Source organism: Shinella sp. R2-11 (assembly GCF_055330205.1).
Genome location: NZ_JBVAPC010000002.1, coordinates 370,191 through 389,926 on the forward strand (window position 1 = coordinate 370,191; position 19,736 = coordinate 389,926).

17 protein-coding genes and 1 tRNA gene are annotated in these 19,736 nt (G+C 64.4%); 4 read left to right on the forward strand and 14 right to left on the reverse strand.

Features of this window, described 5'->3' with window-relative positions; genetic code table 11:
• The first annotated feature begins 144 nt into the window (after window positions 1-144).
• Entirely contained in the window at window positions 145-351 is a 207-nt protein-coding gene (locus tag ACZ1A1_RS06520; protein ID WP_463619241.1) for a hypothetical protein, read from the forward strand.
• Window positions 352-606: 255 nt separating this feature from the next.
• Here ACZ1A1_RS06520 and ACZ1A1_RS06525 read toward each other — a convergent pair whose 3' ends face one another.
• From ACZ1A1_RS06525 to ACZ1A1_RS06555, 7 genes are all read right to left on the reverse strand, one after another.
• The gene (locus ACZ1A1_RS06525; protein WP_463619242.1) at window positions 607-1,095 is read right to left on the reverse strand and encodes a hypothetical protein; all 489 of its coding nucleotides are present in this window, start codon (window positions 1,093-1,095) and stop codon (window positions 607-609) included.
• A 298-nt stretch (window positions 1,096-1,393) separates the two neighbouring features.
• Window positions 1,394-1,469: transfer RNA gene (locus ACZ1A1_RS06530), tRNA-Lys, on the reverse strand.
• A gap of 146 nt (window positions 1,470-1,615) precedes the next feature.
• Window positions 1,616-3,160 carry a caspase family protein gene (locus ACZ1A1_RS06535; protein ID WP_463619243.1) on the reverse strand — a complete coding sequence of 515 codons (1,545 nt, stop codon included), beginning with the start codon at window positions 3,158-3,160 and terminating at the stop codon, window positions 1,616-1,618.
• Window positions 3,160-4,713, reverse strand: a complete 1,554-nt coding sequence (locus ACZ1A1_RS06540) for a caspase family protein (protein WP_463619244.1) — start codon at window positions 4,711-4,713, stop codon at window positions 3,160-3,162. Before ACZ1A1_RS06540 ends, ACZ1A1_RS06535 begins: the two co-directional genes overlap by 1 nt.
• Entirely contained in the window at window positions 4,710-5,612 is a 903-nt protein-coding gene (locus ACZ1A1_RS06545) for an OmpA family protein (protein WP_463619245.1), read from the reverse strand. The genes ACZ1A1_RS06540 and ACZ1A1_RS06545 overlap by 4 nt, the downstream gene beginning before the upstream one ends.
• A 150-nt stretch (window positions 5,613-5,762) precedes the next feature.
• On the reverse strand, window positions 5,763-9,005 hold the full coding sequence (locus ACZ1A1_RS06550) for a c-type cytochrome (protein WP_463619246.1): 3,243 nt from the start codon (window positions 9,003-9,005) through the stop codon (window positions 5,763-5,765).
• 47 nt (window positions 9,006-9,052) lie between these two features.
• A complete protein-coding gene (locus ACZ1A1_RS06555) occupies window positions 9,053-10,312 on the reverse strand; it encodes a ferredoxin reductase family protein (RefSeq protein WP_463619247.1) in 1,260 nt (419 codons plus the stop codon).
• Between the two features lie 385 nt (window positions 10,313-10,697).
• On the opposite strand from ACZ1A1_RS06555, the gene ACZ1A1_RS06560 reads away from it, so the two are divergent.
• Window positions 10,698-11,318: a GntR family transcriptional regulator gene (locus ACZ1A1_RS06560; protein WP_463619248.1), complete on the forward strand. Its 621-nt coding sequence runs from the start codon at window positions 10,698-10,700 to the stop codon at window positions 11,316-11,318.
• A gap of 60 nt (window positions 11,319-11,378) precedes the next feature.
• Here ACZ1A1_RS06560 and ACZ1A1_RS06565 read toward each other — a convergent pair whose 3' ends face one another.
• The 5 genes from ACZ1A1_RS06565 to cysG all read right to left on the reverse strand — a co-directional run bounded on the left by ACZ1A1_RS06565 (window position 11,379) and on the right by cysG (window position 16,341).
• Window positions 11,379-12,191 (reverse strand): ferredoxin--NADP reductase, encoded by an 813-nt coding sequence (locus ACZ1A1_RS06565; RefSeq protein ID WP_463619249.1) that lies wholly within the window; start codon window positions 12,189-12,191, stop codon window positions 11,379-11,381.
• Window positions 12,192-12,396: 205 nt separating this feature from the next.
• On the reverse strand, window positions 12,397-12,897 hold the full coding sequence (locus ACZ1A1_RS06570) for a DUF934 domain-containing protein (protein ID WP_463619250.1): 501 nt from the start codon (window positions 12,895-12,897) through the stop codon (window positions 12,397-12,399).
• A gap of 11 nt (window positions 12,898-12,908) precedes the next feature.
• Complete coding sequence (locus ACZ1A1_RS06575) at window positions 12,909-14,582, reverse strand: nitrite/sulfite reductase (protein WP_463619251.1); 1,674 nt, start codon at window positions 14,580-14,582, stop codon at window positions 12,909-12,911.
• Between the two features lie 9 nt (window positions 14,583-14,591).
• Window positions 14,592-14,900 (reverse strand): DUF2849 domain-containing protein, encoded by a 309-nt coding sequence (locus ACZ1A1_RS06580; protein WP_313193048.1) that lies wholly within the window; start codon window positions 14,898-14,900, stop codon window positions 14,592-14,594.
• 1 nt (window position 14,901) lies between these two features.
• On the reverse strand, window positions 14,902-16,341 hold the full coding sequence (gene cysG / locus ACZ1A1_RS06585; protein WP_463619252.1) for a siroheme synthase CysG: 1,440 nt from the start codon (window positions 16,339-16,341) through the stop codon (window positions 14,902-14,904).
• 197 nt (window positions 16,342-16,538) lie between these two features.
• Between cysG and ACZ1A1_RS06590 the strand changes: the two genes are divergently transcribed.
• A complete protein-coding gene (locus ACZ1A1_RS06590) occupies window positions 16,539-17,126 on the forward strand; it encodes a deaminase (protein ID WP_463619253.1) in 588 nt (195 codons plus the stop codon).
• A gap of 8 nt (window positions 17,127-17,134) precedes the next feature.
• Window positions 17,135-17,971 (forward strand): nucleoside triphosphate pyrophosphohydrolase, encoded by an 837-nt coding sequence (gene mazG, locus ACZ1A1_RS06595; protein ID WP_463619254.1) that lies wholly within the window; start codon window positions 17,135-17,137, stop codon window positions 17,969-17,971.
• Window positions 17,972-18,004: 33 nt separating this feature from the next.
• Here mazG and hflX read toward each other — a convergent pair whose 3' ends face one another.
• Entirely contained in the window at window positions 18,005-19,330 is a 1,326-nt protein-coding gene (hflX, locus tag ACZ1A1_RS06600; RefSeq protein ID WP_463619255.1) for a GTPase HflX, read from the reverse strand.
• A 77-nt stretch (window positions 19,331-19,407) separates the two neighbouring features.
• On the reverse strand, window positions 19,408-19,650 hold the full coding sequence (gene hfq / locus ACZ1A1_RS06605) for an RNA chaperone Hfq (protein WP_023514954.1): 243 nt from the start codon (window positions 19,648-19,650) through the stop codon (window positions 19,408-19,410).
• Between the last annotated feature and the right edge of the window lie 86 nt (window positions 19,651-19,736).

Consider the following 19,736-nt stretch of genomic DNA (forward strand, 5'->3'; position numbering starts at 1 on the left):
ATCACCTTTTGGAGAACGCGGCGATATGTCGTGCGCGAGGCGCAACGTCAGGAAGGAGCAAAGCGGATATGAGGATCGGACCACCGCCCTTGCTGAGGTCCTATCCAAGCATACGGCAGCAGGCTCATCGAGTTTGATCGGTCGATGCGGGAAACGGCGGCATATGCCGCAAAATACCTCGCGGTGATCAAAGGCAAGCCCGGCGCGTCGGAGGCCGATCTGGCGGCCTTCTCACCGGCCGCCGAAAAAGCCTTCGCCGATGCGACATTGGAAGTCTTCGCCGATGATATTGCCAAGCGCGCCGCCAAGATCGTGGCTGATGCGGCGAAGCTGGCTGCGGCTGCGGCATAACCCGCCCGCGCGGCGCTCGCTTGCGATGAAAGCCGGCCGGAAAATTTGACGGACGCACCGGCAAGGGTCGGGCCTGGCAGGAATGCGGCGCGGGGCAAGCTCGGCTTAACGTCTGCCCCGCGCCCGCCTATGTGCAACTGATCTACCGACGAGGCATAGCCCAACAGCAAGCACCGCCCGAGGCCGGCGGGTGCGGCCAGTGCAGCCCCGACCGGCAGGGCATGCGCTAGACCAGTCGCCTATGTGAGGATGGGATTAAGATTTCGAGCGGCAGTTATTGTCGGTTATAACGATTGTTGTTCCGCCGTTTGGCCAAGAGACCACATATTGTACCCGCTTTATGCGCCTTGATAGCAACAACGTACCGTATAGCTTACATTGCTCAGCCATATCCATGTGCGCTTCAATGCCGTCGAGTGCGTCGGGAGAGGTCGCGTTGAAGGTAAGAAAACGGTGAGCGAACGACACGGAGTCGATAGAAATCCCACCAAAGTCCTGCGGAAATTTCTCGTTCATCTGAGCGATCTGCGCATCGGATATCGCCTTTGGCGGCAGGCGCATCGCGTTGAGTAAAAGCGATGTGGCTAAAACGATAAGAAAGACCCATAGTCCTTCCCTCTTAAACCACCACTGGATTACACCTCCGACCAATGCGCTAAAGACGATCTGCGCAGTGAGCCATGGAAGCCAATCCGTTGTGTTCCAATAAAGTTCGCCGAAAATTTCCTCAAGCATTCCAAACATAGCAATCAATCCTGAGAAGGTTTAAGCGAGCCGCCAATCCCCTTATGGTCGCGCTGACAGTGAATCAAGACGAAATGCATAAGATGATGGGTACATAACCGTAGCCAATGCTTGCAGGCGTTCCCGTAAGCCGACAAGCCCGCTTTCCAGCAATGGACGGCGGGCCTTTTTGTGCGTCGTTTATGCGCCATGGAAGACAACGGAAAGAACCGGAAACGCCGGAAAACCAAGGGATTGAATGGGAGCCGCATGGCGCATGAGAAAGGGGTTAGGAATGACCCTAACCCCTTGAATTCTGTGGTGAGCGCGCAGGGATTCGAACCCTGGACCTACTGATTAAAAGTCAGTTGCTCTACCGGCTGAGCTACGCGCTCCCGAGCGTGGGGCATACGCCCCGCGGAAGTGCGCGGAACATATGCAGGAGGTTCTGCCGGGTCAACCCGGAAAATGCACCGAAAACAGCTTTTGCAACTGCCGTTTGGCAAAGCGGCAGGCCGCTGGAATGCGGTAGCGGCAGCGCTCAGTGAACCGCATATTTCAGCAGTCCCAGCGACCAGTTCACGCTGCGGTTCTCCGCATCACGCGTCCAGGTCTGCTTCAGCGTGCCCGCTATATCGGCGATGGTGGTGCGGGCGTCGAGTTCCTTCGTCAGGCCATAGTCGTTCGGGGCGACCCTGGTAAGGTCGACGTCGTCGGCGATGACGATGGCGACGAGGACGTTTTCGCTCGGCCCGTCGGCCTCGAAATCGAAGCCGTAATAGTCGTCTGGAATGGTGAGCGGCATGTTGGCGGTCAGCGGCGTGATCTTGCGGGCCGCCTCGTTGGGGAATATCTGCGTCGCCTTGCCGTCCTTGTCGACGTCGTAGAGGATAAGATGCCCGCTCGTGGCGCTCGTCACCGTGATGCGGAAGGCGTCGCCGGTCTTCAGATAGTCCGAGGAGAGCGCCACCTTGACGTCGCCGGTCTCGGCCTTGCCGAGGATATCGCCGACGGCCTCGACCGGGTCGGCGGCGACATAGGCCGTCTGCTGGGTGTTCTCGACCTTGACCTCCTCGACCTTGCCGTAATCGGGCGTCGGCTGCTGCGCGGTCTCGCCGCCTGCCTGCTGCGCCTGCCCGCCGGCATCTGCCGGCGCGACGGCGCTGGCGCCGAGCAGCGCGTAGTTCACTTCCAACTGCGGATCGAGGCCCTGGCACTCCGACTGCGCGGCACAATAGGACTGCGACTGCTTCTTCACGTATTCCAGCAATTCGGCATTGGAGACGATGCCGTTGCCATTGCTGTCGGCGGCGGCGGTCTCGTGGCCGTTGACATAGGAGAGCGTGAAGACGCCGTGCCGCTCCTCCGGCGGCAGGCGCGTATCGTCCCAGGCCACCTGATAGGACGAGGCGGCGCTCCACGCCTCCACGCCGTTCTGCCTGGCGATCTCCGGCTTGTCGACCACGGCGACATCGATGCGCAGGCCGCGCGTCTTCACCGCCTCGCCTGGCTTTGCATGGGGGCGCGGCAGGAAGCGCGCGCTTTCCATCGCCTCGGCGACCTCCGTCGAGAGCGAGCGGGAGATGGTACCGGAGTGGCAGGCATCGATGACGATGGTGACGGCGCGATCCTTGAGCTTCGCCAGCATCGCATCGATCTCGTCGTCGAGAATCACATTGGTCCAGTCGCCGTCACCGGCGGCAATGTCATAGGTGGAAAGCGCCTCGTCGAGCCCGTCCTCCTCGTCGCCGCTCACGTCCTTCACCTGCAGGCCGTGGCCCGAAAAGTAGAAATAGACCCGGTCCCCCGGCTGCGTGCCGTTGACCAGCCAGTCGTCGATGCTGGCGAGGATCGCGGCCCGGGTGGCATCCTGGTCCCGCAGTACGCGGATCGAATCGGCCGGATAGCCGAGCTTTTCCTTCAGCAGCGTCTCGATCAGCGGCGCGTCGTTCTTCGGCCCTTCGAGGAACATCTTTTCCGGCAGGTTGGCATAGGTGCCGATGCCGACGATCAGCGCCCGGTCGGCGGCGGAGGCCATGGAGCCAAGACCGAGCGAAAGCAGAAGGGCTGCGGCATACCGGATCATCAGAGCGCTTCCCGCGTATAGAGGGGTTGGATGGCGACGCTCGCCTCCTTGCCGTCGAGGCGCGTCATCAGGGCCTGGAGCAAAGCGGCGGCGGTCACGTTGCGGTCGGCGAGCACCGCGCCGATGGCGTCCACCGGCTCGGCGGTCCAGATCGTGATGAGATGGTCGGCGCCGAAGGGCTTGACCACCTCGACATCGGTCAGCTTGAACTCGGAACTCGCCGTTCCCGCCGCCTGCATGTCGAGGAACTGCACCTCGCCCGTATTGGCAAGGTTGAAGACCAGCATGTTGGGATAGCGCCCGGGCGGGGCGTCGAAGCGCAGGCGATCACCGGCGGCATAGATATCCCGCGTCGGCCTCAGGGAGACGGATCCGGGATTCTGGCTGGCCAGGGCCTTCAGGAAATCGAGCAGCACGAATTTGTCGACCACCGCCTGGATGCGGTCCGGACCGATATTTTCCGCGGCGACATCGCCGTTCGGCGTATAGAAGACGCCATTGGCGACATCCCAGCGGAAGGGGGTGCCCGCGCCGTCCGTATTCTCCGGCTTTTCGGCATCGCCGTCGATCTCAAGGGCGATCTTGCCGGTCCAACCGAGCTCTCGCGCCGGCTTGAAGGCGTGCGGCGTCGCATTGTCGCCGGCGACCTCGCCATTGCCGGGAAGGCCGCGCGTGAGGCGTACGACGACCTCGCTCTCCGAGCGCGCCACCTGCGGCGTGAAATTCGGCACCTGCAGCGCTTCCGAGCGGTTCTTCACATTCGAGAAGACGTAGTCCTCCAGTTCGATGCGGGTGATGATGCCGTCGCCATTGCGGTCGGCACTGCCCTCCACCGCGCGGGCGAAGCTCCAGCTCAGCGCGCCGCGCGGTTCGCCGTCGATGATGACTTCCGGCGTCGGCTGGCTCTCCAGCGATGCGGCGAGCACCGTCACCTGCTTGAAATCGATTTCTTTGAGATTGGCGCCATCGATCGCCTCCTGCGAGGGCGCGGCGAGCTTGACCTTCACGGCGGGCGCAAGGCGCGACTTGCCCTTGATGGATCGGCTCATGCCTCCGGAAAAGCAGCTGTCGGAGACGAAGAGCACATGCACGCCCTTGCCCTCCGCCTCCGCGAACCAGGCATTCATCTCGTTGTCGACGATGATCTCCCTGGAGGTCTCCTCGTAGCGGTTGCGGTCGAAGCCCGGAAGCTGGAGGAATTCGTCGAGCCCGTCCGCCTCGTCGCCCGCGATGAGTTCCGGCATCTGCGCGCCGTGGCCGGCATAGGTGAAGATGATCGTGTCGCCCGCCGCCGCCTCGGCCACCATATCCGTCCAGGCCTTGCGGATATCATCCTTGCGCGCCTCGGCATTGGTGAATTTCACGACCTTGAAGCCCGCGGCGCTCATCGAGCGGTAGACGTCCTCCGCGTCGCGCACCGCGCCGTCGAGGCTGACATCGTTCGGATACTGGTCGACGCCGACGACGAGTCCGTAGGTCTGCGCCGCGAGGGCGGCGCCCGGAAAGGCCGCGGCGAGGGAAAGCGCCAGGAGGCGCGGCAGCAGCGCCCTCATTCGAGATCCACCTCGACCCGGCGGTTCAACTGGTTCAGCGTCTCCGTGTCATAGGCGCTGGCATCGTCCGGCTTGAAGGGCTCGTCCTCGCCCTTGCCGACGGTCGTGATCGTGCCGGCATAGCCGGCGTCGTAAAGGTAAGTCTTCAGCGTTTCGGCGCGCGCCAGCGAGAGCTTGTAGTTGGCCTCGGCGGTGCCGACCGGATCGGTGTGGCCGATGAGCTTGATGGCGGCCGGCTTGACGGCCTTCAGGCACTCGGCGAGGTCCTTCGCCGCCTCGACGCCCTCCGGCGTGAAGTCCGCCGTGCCGAACACGTAGCGCACCGGCGTCGACTTCTTCTTGATCGTGACCCCGCGGAACGCGATCTTGCAGCCGCCGCGCATGGAGAGCTTGACCGGGCGCGGGGCGGCAAGGCGCATTTCGCCGGCAAGCCGGTCGAGGCGAAGGATGTACGCCTCGTCGGGCGCCATCCAATCCGGCGTCAGCGTCTTGTTGGAGCCGTCCTCCAGCGCGATCTGGTAGAGCCGCGCGGCCTCCTCGTAATCCTTGCGCTCGCGGGCAAGGTCGCCGAGCGCGTCATAGACCTGCCAGGGACCGCCATATTTCTCCTTCAGTTCCTCCAGCACCAGCCGGTGATCGGCGAGCTTGCCGCCATTGCCGACATCGGCGGCGATGCGGTTGAAGGCGGTCAGCGCGGCGACGCGGCCGACGAGCGTGCGCTCGTTGGCGCTGCAATTGGCCGTGCCCGCCGTCTCGGCGGCGGCAAACGCCTTCTGCTCGTCACCGGCGTTGAAGGCGTCGACGACGCCGTTGAACGCCTCGCAGGACGCCGCTGCCGGCGCCGTATCCGCAAGGACGAAAGCGGCCGTCGCAAGCGCGATCGCGATGAAGGCCCTCAACGGCGCCCTCGCGAGGCCGGGGGCAGGACCGCCTTCGCGCGCCGAAGAAATGCGAAAATGCTCCCGGTATCGCATCAGCATGGTCCGTCCAGTCCCCTCATGTCCTCGTCGAATCGGCAGGCAGGGGCCGGAAGGCCCCTGCCCTTGCTATCATTGGATTTCGAACGTCACCATCTGCAGGCCGCTCGCACCGTTGTCCTGTTCGGCCTGCCTGGCAAGGTTGATGGCAAGGCCGCGCGTGGTCGGCTGCTTGGAGCCCGCGACGATCTGCTTGGCCTTCTCCGCCGTGAGCTTCTGGTCGCCGAGACCGCCGATCTTGCAGACGGCGATCATCGTCTCGCCGGGCGACGGCGAATCGAAGGTCAGGTTGCCGCTGCCGGGCTGCGGAATGACGCGCCGCTCGCCGGGATGGAGCGTCGTGTCGCCGATCATCACGTCCGGGATGATCTCGACATTGCCGGTATCCTCCACATAGACCACCTGGAGCTCGCAGTCGTGGTTCGTGCTGAGCTCGAAGCTGAGATAATCCCCGACCTTCGCGCTCGTCGACGACACATGCAGGGCAAGCTTCACCTTGTCGGCCCGCGCCTTGTCGTCCTGCTTGTAGGCCGGGACGACATGGGCGGTGTTCGTCGCCGCCTGATACTGATCGTCGCCGGTTGCCTGCTCCTGCTGCTGGTGGGTGGCGGTATCGACGGCGACCGCATCGTGGTTGACGCCGCGCTTCAGCGGTTCGAGCTGCAGAAGCGGCTGGAGCATGAAGGCATATTGCTCCTCCAGCTCGACGCGCGGAACGGTGGCGCCCGCCTCCAGCGTCGCGACCCAGTCGAGGCCGATGCGCAGCGCATCGACATCCGTCAGGCGGCGGATATCGGAGGCGAACTGCTCCGGCGTCATGTCGAACTCGGCGGCAAGCTGCTCGAAGTTCAGCTCGTCCTCGTACTTGTCGGCGAAGTAGGTGAATATCTCCGCCCCGCCGGGCGCCTTGAGGCTGGTCTTGCCGCCGCCGGCCGTCGCCTCGGTGATGCCGAGACGGTCGAGCGCCGAGACGAAGCGATCGGTATCGCGCTTGTAGACCTCGTTCAGCTCCTCCTGCGGCACATAAAGGGCGAGCAGCTCGTCCTGCTGGTCCTTGGAGAACAGCGTGGAGGTCTCGATATGCTCGCGCAACTGATCGCGCTTCGACAGGATGCCGTCGAAATGGCAATCGAAGCACGAGCGGGCATTGACGATCTCGACGCCCTTGCCGATCGGCCGCTTGCGGAAGGACACGATCTTCGTCGGGCCGACATCGAGCTGGTCGCCCTTGTTGGTCGACAGGTAATATCCCTGCATGCCGTTCGGCAGCGAGAAGATCATTTCACCGCCATCGTGCTCGAAGGGCAGCAGGCCGGCTTTCAGGCGGATACCGTCCGGACCGGCCGGGAAACGCTTGAGCACCTGCCGGCCGACGTCGCCGGCAAAATCGTAGGATTTCCAGTAATAGCCGCCGAAGGGCATGTCGTGCCGCTCCAGCATGCGATTGTGGTCGGAAACCCCGGAGGAACCGTCGGCGAAGCCGGCGCGGACGACGCGGCGGCGCTCGATGTTCTGCGCGACATTGACGCCGAAGCGATGCTCCAGCTCGATGATGTTGGTCGGCAGCTTCATGAGGCGGTTATAGACCTTCGGCCGGGCGCCGTTGCTCATGAACCAGTCGATCCGCATGATGGGAAGCTGCGTCTCCGTCGCCTTTGCCAGCGCATGCAACGAGGCGTTGCTGGCCGGATCGACGCCGTAGAAATATTCGTTGACCAGGAAATCGTAATCTTCCTGGCTCCATTCGAGATCGCGCAGGTCGATGCGCACCAGAAGGCCGTCGGAGCCTTCCACCTCCTCGGGAACGACGAGTTCCGGCCCGTAGGACAGCGAATTGAGAAGCTTCTTGAAGCCGCCGGCGAGCACCTTCATGCGCTTGAGGAAGGTCTCGTGCGTTTCGCAGCTCATCATGCCGTTATACTGGTCGCGATAGCTGAAATAACGCATGAACGGCTGGTCGTGCGCATCGACCTTGGAAATGTCGCGCAGCGCCAGGTCGACGAAATCGAGATATTTCAGCATCGGCCGTGAGCGCTCGGTCTTCGTCGCTGAAACCGCGGTGGGGATCGCCGACTTGTTCAGCGAATTGATCCAGTCGGCAAGGCCCTGCACCTCGGCATCCGAGGGGCGCTTGCCGAGCGGCATGCGGCCGCTGGTGACGCTGGTATAAAGCAGGGACTTGGAGGCGTCACCGGGCGTGACGAAGGCCGGGTTCGCGGCAATCGAGCCCAGCTCGCCCGAGGGGAACGAGCCCTGCGAGCTTTCGCCCGGCCCATGGCAGTTGCGGCAATATTTGCCGATGAAGGCATCGGCCGCCGATGCGAATTCCGTGCTGCCCCCGCCGGCGCCGAGCGCGCTTTCCGCCGTCGCCTCGCTGCAGACCGGTGTCGGGCTCGTCTCGACCGGCGTCACCTTGACCTCGCGGTCGGCGAGGAAGGCGTACATCGCCTGCCTGTCTTCATCGGAAAGGGTGGAAAGGCCCTCAGCGATGCGGCGCATGACCGGGTCGGAAAGCGGCGAGCCCGAGAGCTTCTTGCCCTCCTCGATCAGCCCCTTGGTGAAGACCTCGTGCGAGGCAAGGCCGGCCATGCGCGCCTTGGTGATGTCCGGCGCAACGGCGCCGGTCAGGCCTTTCTCGCCCTCATAGGCGCGGGCGAGATCGAGGCCATAGGTGGTCGTGCGCGGCGTATGGCAATCGCCGCAGCCGCCGACATTCTCGACGAGGTAGCGGCCGCGCTCCATCTGCGTCTCTTCGCGCTTCTGGTAGGCCTGCACGACGAAGTGGCTGCGCTTCCAGAGCGTGATCGTCGTCTGGCGGCTGAAGGGGAAGGCGATCTCGTGCTCCTTCGAGGCGGCGTCCGACTGCGGCAGCGTCTCGATATAGGCCTTGATGTCCAGAACGTCCTCGGGCTTCATGCCGCCATAGGAAGTGTAGGGCATGACCGGATAGAGGTTGTCGCCGTCCTTCTTGAGGCCGACCATCACGGCGTTGAGGAAGTCCGCATTCGACCAGCCGCCGATGCCGTTCGGATGGGCGGAGATGTTCGGCGCAAAGAACTTGCCGATCGCCGTCTGCATCTCCATGCCGCCGGAAAGCAGCCCGGTATTGTCGCCGGAGCCGTGGCAGGCGCCGCAGCCGGCGGCGCTGAACATGATCTTGCCGTTCTCGACATTCGCCTGGTGGCTGCCGTAGGCGTCCGGCGCGAACTGGTCGATGGCAAAGGCCCCGGCCGGACAGAGAACCGCCACGGCAAGGCCGAGCGCCGCGGCAAGCCGCGCGCCGGGCCTGATGAATGACTTGCTGAACACGCGCATGGCTTGTTCCCTTCGCTCCAGAAAGCCGGCTCGCCGGCTGGAAATCCTCAACGGAATTCGAAACGTTCGAACTCGACGCGGCGCGGCGGCTTGCCGAGTTCCCTCAATCCCTTCTCGATGGCCATGCGCAGGGGCGGCGGGCCGCAGAACCAGAGGTCCGCCTCCGCCGGGTCCATGCTGGTGCCGGCGACGAGCTTGGAAGCGTCGAAGCGGCCGTCGGTCGTCGAGTTGTGCAGCACGAAGCTGAAATTGCCGAGCTTTTCCGCCTGCGCCTTGAAGGTCTCGACGCCGATGGCTTCGGCGCCGTCGCGCACGCAGTAGACCATGTGAATGTCCTGCCCCTCGTCGCCCTTCAGCCGGCTCGCCATGGCGAGGAACGGTGTGACGCCGATGCCGCCGGCAAGCCAGATCTGCTTCTTGCCGCCGCGCCTGTGGTTGAAATGGCCGTATCCGCCCTCCAGCGTCAGCGGATCCCCCACCGCCACCGCCTCCCGCAGCGCCTTGGTATAATCGCCGAGCGGCTTGATGGCGAAGCGGACGGTACCGTCGTCCTCGATGCCGGCGATGGTGAAGGGATGCGGCTCGCGAAGGCCGGACTTGTTGACCCGGAAGAAGCCGAACTGACCGGGCAAGGCCCGAAGCTTGCCGCCGGTCGGCCGCGCCGTGATGATCGTCGCGCCGTCGTGACGGTCGACGTCGACCACCTCGTATTTGCGCGTGCGGAGCCAGGGCAGCAGTTGCGTATAGGCATAGCTGACCACGCCGAGAACGGCGAAGAGGTTGAGATAGGTCGCCAGCAGCGCCGTGCCGTCATAGGGGCGCTTGATGAACATCTGGTGGAAGGCGACCAGCACGAAGAGCAGGCCGATGAACCGGTGCGTGAAGCGCCAGTACTGGTAGGGAATCTGGAAGCGCGTCTTCGGAACGACCTTTACGATGGAGAGGACGAGCAGGAAGACGAAACCGTAGAAGGCCCACTCGCCCGCCGTCTTGGCGAGCTTGTTGAGATCGCCAGTCAGCGAGAGCCCCTGGAAATCCGGCGCCACGAAATAGTGCACGAGGATAAGACAGAGCACCGCGATGCCGATCTTGCGGTGGAACTGGTAGATGCGGTCGAGGCCGCCGAAGAGCCGCTCGATGAAGGGCGGACGCGTCGCCATGAACTGCGCGATGCCCATGGCGACGAAGGCCATGGAGGAAGCCATCAGGGAGAAGGTGGTGCCCGCATTGGTGTGGCTGACGGCCGGCACGGCGAGAAGGCCGGCGAGAACGATCAGGATCGTCGCGATGATGGAACCCGCAGTCAACCTATGCCCCCACAATGCAACTGGACGGTCCGAGTGGCGGGCATGCTGGCAAGGCCCATGACATTCGTCAACCGCAATCCTCCTATCGACGGGCGGGCCGGCGGCTTTATTCGGGGGCTTTTGGGCTGGTCCGCGAAACGGCTGGGGAAAACCTAATATGACAACGGAACAAGGCACATAGAAATGGACTTGGCCGGTTTTCCTTTAAGCCGGCGGGCAAGCCATTTCGTACCCGGAGAGGTCTGGACGACAGGCGAATCCCGCCTCTACCCGGATCCTTCCGGACCTCGCGCCAACCCATCCCCTCAACGTTCGTGATATATCAGCCGCCTTGCCATTCATTTTGCGACATGCCACCATGTGATATATCAACCGGGACAACGGAATGACGGAAACCGCGACGTCGCAAGCCCACCTCGCCTATCTCGCCCTCGAAGGGCTCGTCGTCACGCTCAAGCTGAAGCCCGGCTCGCTCGTCACGGAAAGAGAGCTCATCGAGCTTGCCGGCCACGGCCGCACACCGGTGCGCGAGGCGATCCAGAAGCTGGAATGGCAGGGGCTGATCGCCGTGCGCCCCCGCGCCGGCCTGCAGATCACCGCGATCCGCCCCGAGGACCATGCGGAAGTGATGACGACGCGCCGGCAGCTAGAACCCCTTGCCGCCGACCTCGTAGCGCGCCATGCCGGCGAAGAGCACCGCGAGCAACTCGTCGCCTGCGCGCAGGAGATGACCGCCTGCTCCATCCGCTCCGACATGGAAGGCTTCCTGGCGGCAGACAAGGCGTTCGACGAGATCATGGAGGCGGCCTGCCCCAACCGCTTCCTGACGTCCGCCCTCGCCCCGCTCCAGACCCATTCGCGCCGCCTGTGGTTCGCCCGCGCCGATCATCGGCACATGGACCGGTCGGTAGATCTGCACGTCAAGGTCATCCGCGCCATCCGCAACGGCGACGGCCCGGCCGCGGCGTCCGCGATGACGGATTTGCTGGATCACCTGTCCGACTGACGGAAAACGTCCACAAAAAAGGCGTCCGAAGGCGCCTTTTCCGAAGAACCAGTCCTTCGCTCAGTCGACGAAGGCGCGCTCGATGACGAACTCGGCGGGCTTGCTGTTGGCGCCCTCGGTAAGGCCGGCCTGCTCCAGCAGCGCCTTGGTTTCCTTCAGCATCGCGGCGGAGCCGCAGATCATGCCGCGATCGATCGCCGGATCGAAACGCGGCACGCCGAGATCGGCGAACATCTTGCCGTTGGAAATGAGGTCCGTGATGCGGCCCTGGAACGGATAGTTCTCGCGCGTAACCGTCGCATAGTGGCGCAGCTTATCGCCAACGACTTCGGCGAGGAATTCGTGGTTGCGGATTTCCTCGACGAGGTCGAAGCCATATTTCAGCTCGGCGACCTCGCGGCAGGTATGCGTCAGGATGACCTCGTCGAACTTCTCGTAGGTTTCCGGATCGCGGATAAGGCTCGCGAAGGGCGCGATGCCGGTGCCGGTGGAGAACATGTAGAGCCGCTTGCCGGGCGTCAGCGCGTCGAGCACGAGCGTGCCCGTCGGCTTCTTGCGCATCAGCACGGTGTCGCCAAGCTTGATCTGCTGGAGATGCGAGGTCAACGGACCGTCCGGCACCTTGATCGAGAAGAATTCCAGCTCCTCGTCCCAGGCGGGGCTTGCAATGGAATAGGCGCGGTAGACCGGCTTGTCGCCGACCATCAGGCCGATCATCGCGAATTCGCCAGAGCGGAAGCGGAAGCTTTCCGGGCGCGTCATGCGGAAGCGGAACAGGCGATCCGTATAGTGCTGCACGCTCGTCACCGTCTCGGCGAATACGCCGGCGGGAATGGCGGGCACGAAATCTTCGGTCTTGGCAGGTGCGTTCATTTCGGGATCGATCCTGGCTTGCGTCGAAAAAAATTGACGATAGGCAGATATTACATCTTGAGCGGCAAAGGAAGGTATTCCGTTCCAATGCGCCGATTGGCCGCGCAATAGTTTGCCGCCTGCCTCTTTTCGCGCGGCGCGCGGCCGTTGTCCTTGATCTTGCTCAAGACTATACCACGATTGCGGCCATTCGCCGGCCCGGATGTCAGGCCCGGCGGCGCCAGCTATAGGAACCGACGTCCTGCGAGGGGCGCGCGGCCGGCTGATAATGGTTGTCGATGCCCGGCAGGCGGTTTTCCGCAAGCCGCTTCAGCGCCGTCGCGTTGCTGACGGCAAAGCTGTCGATGCCGCAGCGAAGCATCAGCGGGATCTGGTCGATCAGCACGTCGCCGACCGCCCTCACCTCGCCCGTGAAGCCGAGCCGCGAGCGCAGCAGCGAGGCATGGCTGAAGGCGCGCCCGTCGCTGAAGGCCGGGAATGCGACCGCGACCAGCGCCAGCCGGTCGAGATGCCCTTCTAGCCTGCGCACATCGTCGGCCGGATTGATCAGCACGCCGAGGCCCGTCTCGTCGCTCTCCGCGACCTTCGCGAGGAAGGCGTCGAGGCCGAGGATCGCCTTCTCGTTCGAACCGGCCTTGGTCTCCTCCGTTTCGACGATCCAGGGATCATCCGCCAGGAAACCGGCTTCGTTCCAGATTTTCGTCATGACCGTCCTCCTCAGGCCGCTTCGGCCGTCTTGCCGCCGTAGAGCGCATCCTTGAAAGGCTGCGGCCCGACGCGGCGATAGGCGGTCAGGAAAGTCTCGGACGGATCGAGGCGGAGGCCGAGATAGGTATCGACGATCACCTCGATGGCATCCGTCACCTTCTCCGGCTCGAAGCCGCGGCCGATGATCTCGCCGATCGACGTGTTCTCGTCACCCGAGCCGCCGAGCGTGATCTGATAGAGCTCCTCGCCCTTCTTTTCCACGCCCAGAAGGCCGATATGGCCGACATGGTGGTGGCCGCAGGCATTGATGCAGCCGGAGATCTTGATCTTCAGCTCGCCGATCTCGGCCTGCCGCTCCGGCGCACCGAAGCGGGTTGAAATCTCCTGCGCGACCGGGATCGAGCGGGCATTGGCCAGCGCGCAGTAGTCCAGCCCCGGACAGGCGATGATATCGGTGATAAGGCCCGCATTGGCGGTCGCAAGGCCCGCCGCGAAGAGGCCGCGATAGACCGCTTCGAGATCAGCCAGCGCCACATGCGGCAGGATGAGGTTCTGCTCGTGGCTGACGCGGATCTCGTCGAAGGCATATTCCGCGGCGATGTCGGCGACGGCCTCCATCTGCGCATCGGTCGCATCGCCCGGAATGCCGCCGATGGGCTTCAGCGAGATCGTCACCATGCCGTAGTCGGGATGCTTGTGCGGCTGCACGTTCTGATGCACCCAGCGGGCGAAGTCCGGGTCGGCCTTCTTCCACTGGGCAAGGCTTGCCCAGCCTTCGGCGCGGGGCGCAAGCTCCGGCGGCGCGAAATAGGCGGAAATGGCGGCAACGTCCTGCTCGGGCAGCTTCAGCTCGGTGTCCTTGAGCTCGGCGAACTCGACTTCCACCTGCCGCGCCAGTTCTTCCGCGCCGGTCTCGTGCACGAGGATCTTGATGCGCGCCTTGTACTTGTTGTCGCGCCGGCCGTGGAGGTTGTAAACGCGCATGATCGCGGTCGTATAGGACAGAAGGTCCTCTTCCGGCAGGAAGTCGCGGATCTTCTTGGCGACCAGCGGCGTGCGGCCCTGCCCGCCGCCGACATAGACGGCAAAGCCGATCTCGCCCTTCTCGTTCTTCTTCAGGTGCAGGCCGATGTCATGCACCTGGATGGCCGCGCGGTCGCGCTCGGCGCCGGTGACGGCGATCTTGAATTTGCGCGGCAGGAAGGAGAATTCCGGATGGACGGAGGACCACTGGCGCAGGATCTCCGCATAGGGTCGCGGATCGGCGACCTCGTCGGCCGCAGCGCCCGCGAAATGGTCTGCCGTGACGTTGCGGATGCAGTTGCCCGAGGTCTGGAGCGCATGCATCTCGACCATCGCGAGCTCGGCCAGCGCATCGGGCAGCTCGGAGAGCTTCGGCCAGTTGTACTGAATGTTCTGGCGCGTGGTGAAATGGCCGTAGCCGCGGTCGTATTTGCGGGCGATATGGGCCAGCATGCGCATCTGGCGCGAATTCAGCGTGCCGTAGGGAATGGCGACGCGCAGCATGTAGGCGTGAAGCTGGAGGTAGACGCCGTTCATCAGGCGCAGCGGCTTGAACGCGTCCTCGGCCAGTTCGCCGGAAAGACGGCGCGCGACCTGGTCGCGGAACTGTTCCACGCGGCCGGAGACAAAGGCGTGATCGAATTCGTCGTAACGGTACATGCAATATCCTCAGGCGGCCGTGGCGGCGAGGCCGACATAGCCGGCGGCATAGGCGATGGTCGGGCCCTGCGCGCGGATGCGCTCGCGCATGCGCAGCGGGCGCAGCACGCCGTCGACCTCCTCGACGTCGACCACGTTCACGTCGACCACCTTGTTGTCGGCGAAAGCCTGCTTGCCGGTGGCTTCCAGCGCCTCGACGGCCTCCTTGTGACGCGCGACGAAGGCGGCCTGGAGGTGTTCGTTCCAGGTGCCGGCGGCGTCGAGCCAGACGGAGATGCCGTCGGAAAGGCGATTGGCTGTCAGAACCTTGTCGGCCATGTCATGCTCCCAATGCTGCTGTGGCGCGAACCGGGTCGCGGGCGGCGAGCGGTTCGGAATGTTCGAAATTGGCGCCGGCGACGGCTTCGCCGATAATCACCATGACCGGGCCGGAAAGCTCGTCGCGGTGTTCCAGGCCCGGAAGATCCTTCAGCGTGCCGTGCAGCAGCCGCTTCTCGCGGCGGCTGGCATTCTCCACGACGGCGACGGTCGTGTCGGCCGGAAGGCCCGCATCCATCAGCCGCGCGGCGACGGAAGCGGCGACCGTGCGGCCCATATAGACGGCGACGGTGGCGCCGGAAATGGCAAGCCGTGCCCAGTCCGGCAGCACGGCGCCCGTCAGGTCGTGGCCGGTGGTGAAGACGAGCGAGGAGGCAACGCCGCGCAGCGTCAGCGGCAGCTCGAAATCGGCGGCGGCGGCGAAGGCCGAGGTGATGCCCGGCACGACCTCGTAAGTGACGCCAGCCTGGCGGAGCGCGGCCATTTCCTCGCCGGCGCGGCCATAGACGAGCGGATCGCCGGACTTCAGGCGCACGACGCGCTTGCCCGCCTTGCCGAGCTCGACCAGGAGGTCGTTGATCTCTTCCTGCGACTTGGAATGGCAGCCCTTGCGCTTGCCGACTGACAGGCGCTCGGCATCGCGACGGCCCATGTCGACGATGGCCTGCGGCACGAGCGCATCGAAGACGATGACATCGGCATTCATCATCACGCGCTGGGCGCGCAGCGTCAGCAGGTCTTCCGCGCCCGGGCCGGCGCCGACGAGCCAGATATGGCCGGCGGCCCTGTCCTGCGAATTCAGCAGCGCGTTTGCGGAACGGCGGGCGAGCTCGATATCGCCATTGTCGACGGCATCGGCGACGGCGCCCTGGAAGAAGCGGCGCCAGAAGACGCGGCGAGTAACGCCGCGCGGCAGCACGCGGTCGACGGCCTCGCGGTAGCTGTTGGCAAGGTTGGCAAGGCGGCCGAGCGAGGGCGAAAGGATCTGGTCGACCTGCGCGCGGATCATCTGCGCGAGGACGGGACCAGCGCCCTCCGTGCCGATGGCGACGGCGACGGGCGCGCGGTTGACGAGCGCCGGCGTGAAGAAATCGCAATAGTCGGGCTGGTCCACGGCATTGACCGGGATGCGCAGTTCGCGGGCGGCCGTGGCGATAACACGGTCGGCGCCCGCATCGCCGGTCGCGGCGAAGACGAGCGTCGCATCCGCGATGGCGTCCTTCGAGAAGGGAGCACGGACGAGATCGAGGCCCTTCTCGGCGATGAAGCGGGTGAAATCGGCCTCCGGCGCCTCGGCCAGAACGAAGATCCGGGCATCCGTGTTGAAAAGCAGGCGGGTCTTGGCGAAAGCCTCGTCGCCCTCGCCCACGACGACGACCGTCCTGCCGCTGACGCGGAAGAACGCCGGGAATGTCGAGAGCTTGGCCTGTGCTTCGGTCATGGTCGGGTCCGGTTGAAGTGTGCGCAATATCGCGAAATTCCGCCAGCAACAAAAGAAACAGAAATTCCAATGGCCTTGGAGGGGCGTATTGTTTTGCTCAGAGGCCCCGCATTTTGAGCATAAGTCACCGGCCCCCCTTGCCTGCCCGCGCTCGCGGCCGCTAAGGATGCCGGGAAAAGCCAATCGGGATTCCCATCATGGATCAGGCTACGCTCGTAAAGCGCCTCCTCGACGTCATCGAATTCGACATCCTGCCGCTGACGCGCGAGGGCGTTCGCGCCGGCAACAAGGTGTTCGGCGCGGCGATCCTGCGCAAATCCGATCTCTCGCTGGTCATCGCCGAAACGAACAACGAGACGGAAAATCCTCTCTGGCACGGCGAGGTGCACACGCTGAAGCGCCTCTACGAGCGCGTCGAGAAGCCGGATACGAAGGACTACGTCTTCCTTTCGACGCACGAGCCCTGCTCCATGTGCCTTTCGGCCATCACCTGGGCCGGCTTCGACAATTTCTACTATTTCTTCAGCCACGAGGATTCGCGCGACAGCTTCGCGATCCCGCATGACCTGCGCATCCTCAAGGAGGTCTTCCGGCTCGATGCCGGCGGCTATGCGAAGACCAACGCCTTCTGGCATTCCGCCGCCATCGCCGACCTAGTCGCCACGTCCGACCAAGCGGCAAAAGCCGATCTCAAGAGGCAGGTCGGCGAGATCCGCGCCGCCTATGACGCGCTTTCCGAGAGCTACCAGTCCGGCAAGGCCGGCAACACCATTCCGCTGAACTGAGGGCCGCCATGCAGCCGAGCCGCGACATCGAACGCCTGATCGAAATCATGGCCGCCCTGCGCCAGCCGGAGACCGGTTGCCCCTGGGACGTCGTGCAGACCTTCGAGACGATCAAGCCCTATACGATCGAGGAGGCCTACGAGGTCGCCGACGCCATCGAGCGGAACGACATGGACGACCTCTGCGAGGAGCTGGGCGACCTCCTGCTACAGGTCGTCTTCCATGCGCGCATGGCCGAGGAGCGCGGCGAATTCGATTTCGGCAGCGTGGTCGAGGCCGTGACCCGCAAGATGATCCGCCGCCATCCGCATGTCTTCGCCCGCTCGGATGCCGGCACGCCCGAAGCGGTGAAGCTGCAATGGGACGAGATCAAGCAGGCGGAGAAGCGCGAGCGCAAGGAGCGCCGCGCCAAGCGTGGCCTGCCGGAGGATCCGCTGCGCGGCCATCTCGGCTCGGTGCAGCGCTCGTTCCCGGCGCTCGTCGAGGCGCTGAAGCTCCAGGAGCTCGCGGCAAAGGTCGGCTTCGACTGGTCGGAGCCCGCGCCGATCCTCGACAAGATCGAGGAGGAGATCGGCGAATTGCGCGAGGCCCTTCACGACGACGACAAGAAAGCCGTTGCCGACGAACTCGGCGACCTGATCTTCGCCCTGGTCAATATCGGCCGCCATGTCGGCGCCGACCCGGAAATGGCGCTGCGTGGCACCAACACCAAGTTCCGCAACCGGTTCTCGCATATCGAGGACAGCCTTGCGGCCAATGGCGAAAACCTCGAAGAAGCGACGCTGGAGCGGATGGAAGAGCTGTGGCAGGCGGCGAAGGGGATCGAGCGGCAGTTGGCGAAGTAGGCCTGGGCTATTTCACGACCGGACGCGCCGGCGTCAGCGCTCCCAATCCTCTCGCACTGGCTTGCCGCCGATACCGAGCCGGCGGTCGAGCTCCGCGGCTTCCGTTTCCGTCAGCCGCAGTTCCAGCCGCACATTGCCGTCCTCAAGGTCCTCGCGGGCATCGACGATCGAATGGTCGTAGATCCACGGCAGAAGCTGCAACTGCATCACGGGTACGACGACATCGCGGTCGACCAGCACGCCGGAAAGGCGCTGGTTGATCTCGGCCAGCAGCCTGTCGACGCCCTCGCCGGAAATCGCCGAAACGGCGATGATATTGGACTGGCTTTCCGCCTTCTGCACCAGCGCCTCGCGCGCCTCCGGCTCCAGCCGGTCGATCTTGTTCCAGACTTCGAGGATGCGCTCGGCGCCGTCCTTCTCGTCGATGCCGAGATCGGCGAGGATGCGCAGCACGTCCGACGACTGCGCGCCGTTGTCCGGATCGGACATGTCGCGCACATGCAGGATCAGGTCCGCCTCCAGTACCTCTTCCAGCGTCGCGCGGAAGGCGGCGACGAGGTGGGTCGGCAGGTCGGAGATGAAGCCCACCGTATCGGAGAGGATGACGGTGCGGCCCTGCGGCAGCTTCATGCGGCGCAAGGTCGGGTCGAGCGTGGCGAAGAGCATGTCCTCGGCCAGCACCCCTGCCCCGGTGATGCGGTTGAACAGCGTCGACTTGCCGGCATTGGTATAGCCGACGAGCGCGACGATGGGATGCGGCACCTTCTTGCGCTTGGAGCGGTGAAGCTGGCGGGTGCGGCGCACCTGCTCCAGCTCGCGCTCCAGCTTGACGATCTTGTCCTGCAAGAGGCGGCGGTCGGCCTCGATCTGCGTTTCGCCGGGGCCACCCATGAAGCCCGCGCCGCCGCGCTGGCGCTCGAGGTGGGTCCAGCTGCGCACGAGGCGGCCGCGCTGGTAGTTGAGATGGGCAAGCTCGACCTGAAGCGTGCCTTCCTTGGTGGAAGCCCGGCGACCGAAGATTTCGAGAATGAGGCCGGTTCGGTCGATGACCTTGGCGTTCCATTCCTTCTCGAGATTGCGCTGCTGCACGGGCGTCAGGGGATGGTCGACGATGACGAGGCCGGCATCGTGCTCGTCGAGCGCCGCCTTGATCTCCTCGATCTTGCCGCTGCCGAGCAGCGTGCCGGGCTTCGGCTGGCTGACGGGCACGATGGCCGAGAAGGCGACGGTGAGGTCGATGGCGCGGGCAAGGCCGATCGCCTCTTCCAGACGCGCCTCGTCGGACCGCGGCGCGGGGGCTGCCGGATCGGGCTTGGCGCGCGCGGCCTTCAGCACCGGCACGATGACCACGGCACGCATGTCGTCCCGGTGCTTTTCGGCTTCCGGGACGATGGAGTCCTTGCTTGTATCGGATTTGCTAATGTTCTTGGGTCCTGTCAGGAGCCGCTTTCCTCGGTCTCGAACATCTGCAGCGGCTGGCCGGGCATGATGGTGGAGATCGCGTGCTTGTAGACGAGCTGCGAGTGGCCGTCGCGACGAAGCAGCACACAGAAGTTGTCGAAGGAGGTGACAACCCCGGTCAGCTTGACCCCGTTGATGAGGAAGATCGTCAGGGAAATCTTTTGCTTGCGAACGGTGTTAAGGAAAAGATCCTGAAGGTTCTGAGAACGTTCCGCCATGGCGCCGCTTCTTTCTGATTGCCGGCCCTCAAGACCGGATTGACTGAAAATAAATGTCCCCAGGCCCGGAAGAAACTCCCGGACCG